This window comes from Vibrio sp. 2096, assembly GCF_033339595.1.
In the GTDB taxonomy this organism is placed as follows: Bacteria; Pseudomonadota; Gammaproteobacteria; order Enterobacterales; family Vibrionaceae; genus Vibrio; species Vibrio alginolyticus.
In genome coordinates, this window is sequence record NZ_JAWOUX010000056.1 from 1 (window position 1) to 1458 (window position 1458).

Genomic DNA, 1458 nt, shown 5'->3' on the forward strand with positions numbered 1-1458 from the left:
TAAGGAGGTGATCCAGCGCCAGGTTCCCCTAGCGCTACCTTGTTACGACTTCACCCCAGTCATGAACCACAAAGTGGTAAGCGTCCCCCCGAAGGTTAAACTACCTACTTCTTTTGCAGCCCACTCCCATGGTGTGACGGGCGGTGTGTACAAGGCCCGGGAACGTATTCACCGTGGCATTCTGATCCACGATTACTAGCGATTCCGACTTCATGGAGTCGAGTTGCAGACTCCAATCCGGACTACGACGCACTTTTTGGGATTCGCTCACTTTCGCAAGTTGGCCGCCCTCTGTATGCGCCATTGTAGCACGTGTGTAGCCCTACTCGTAAGGGCCATGATGACTTGACGTCGTCCCCACCTTCCTCCGGTTTATCACCGGCAGTCTCCCTGGAGTTCCCGACATTACTCGCTGGCAAACAAGGATAAGGGTTGCGCTCGTTGCGGGACTTAACCCAACATTTCACAACACGAGCTGACGACAGCCATGCAGCACCTGTCTCAGAGTTCCCGAAGGCACCAATCCATCTCTGGAAAGTTCTCTGGATGTCAAGAGTAGGTAAGGTTCTTCGCGTTGCATCGAATTAAACCACATGCTCCACCGCTTGTGCGGGCCCCCGTCAATTCATTTGAGTTTTAATCTTGCGACCGTACTCCCCAGGCGGTCTACTTAACGCGTTAGCTCCGAAAGCCACGGCTCAAGGCCACAACCTCCAAGTAGACATCGTTTACGGCGTGGACTACCAGGGTATCTAATCCTGTTTGCTCCCCACGCTTTCGCATCTGAGTGTCAGTATCTGTCCAGGGGGCCGCCTTCGCCACCGGTATTCCTTCAGATCTCTACGCATTTCACCGCTACACCTGAAATTCTACCCCCCTCTACAGTACTCTAGTCTGCCAGTTTCAAATGCTATTCCGAGGTTGAGCCCCGGGCTTTCACATCTGACTTAACAAACCACCTGCATGCGCTTTACGCCCAGTAATTCCGATTAACGCTCGCACCCTCCGTATTACCGCGGCTGCTGGCACGGAGTTAGCCGGTGCTTCTTCTGTCGCTAACGTCAAATAATGCAGCTATTAACTACACTACCTTCCTCACGACTGAAAGTGCTTTACAACCCGAAGGCCTTCTTCACACACGCGGCATGGCTGCATCAGGCTTGCGCCCATTGTGCAATATTCCCCACTGCTGCCTCCCGTAGGAGTCTGGACCGTGTCTCAGTTCCAGTGTGGCTGATCATCCTCTCAGACCAGCTAGGGATCGTCGCCTTGGTGAGCCCTTACCTCACCAACTAGCTAATCCCACCTAGGCATATCCTGACGCGAGAGGCCCGAAGGTCCCCCTCTTTGGCCCGTAGGCATCATGCGGTATTAGCCATCGTTTCCAATGGTTATCCCCCACATCAGGGCAATTTCCTAGGCATTACTCACCCGTCCGCCGCTCGACGCCGTTATCGT

Annotated in this window: 1 rRNA gene; it reads right to left on the bottom strand. The window is 54.0% G+C overall.

Annotated features, from left to right (window positions below):
* Window positions 1-1458, bottom strand: a 16S ribosomal RNA gene (locus tag R7Q41_RS23970); the annotation flags it as partial.